General features: G+C 41.8%; 1 pseudogene. It reads right to left on the bottom strand.

Features of this window, described 5'->3' with window-relative positions:
* Positions 1-539, bottom strand: a pseudogene (locus tag AC1DUA_RS40200) (flagellar motor switch protein FliG); the annotation flags it as partial.
* Positions 540-552: the final 13 nt, after the last annotated feature.

Here is a 552-nt window from a genome sequence, read left to right as displayed (position 1 = left end):
TCTACCTGACTGATTACTTCTGGAGAAGTACTATCCATCAAAGCGATACGCTTTGCAACATCTGCTTGTTTCTCTTGCGGTAACGAAGACAAGATGATAGATGCTTGATCCGCTTGCAAATAAGACAAGACTAGTGCAATGGTTTGCGAATTCTCATTTTGAATAAAGTTAAGAATTTGAGCAGGGTCCGCTTTTCTAGCAAAGTCAAAAGGTCTAACCTGCAATGTGGCTGTCAGGCGGTTAATGATATCGAGTGCTTTTTGAGAACCAAGCGCCTTCTCCAAGATATCTTTAGCGTAAGCGATACCGCCTTGGGAAATGAACTCTTGTGCAAGGCAGATCTGATGAAACTCAGAAAGAATGGCTTCTTTTTCGAAAGAATCTACTTTCCTTACATTCGCAATCTCTAGTGTTAACTGCTCAATCTCTTCTTCACGTAAATGTTTAAATATTTGAGCAGACACCTCTGGGCCTAAACTGATCAAAAGAATGGCTGCCTTTTGTCGTCCGGTTAACCCGTTTAGAACAGCTTTGGCCATACAAGTGCACCTC

This window comes from Paenibacillus sp. 01T422 (genome assembly GCF_056398785.1).
This window is presented reverse-complemented; position numbering and strand designations above follow the sequence as displayed.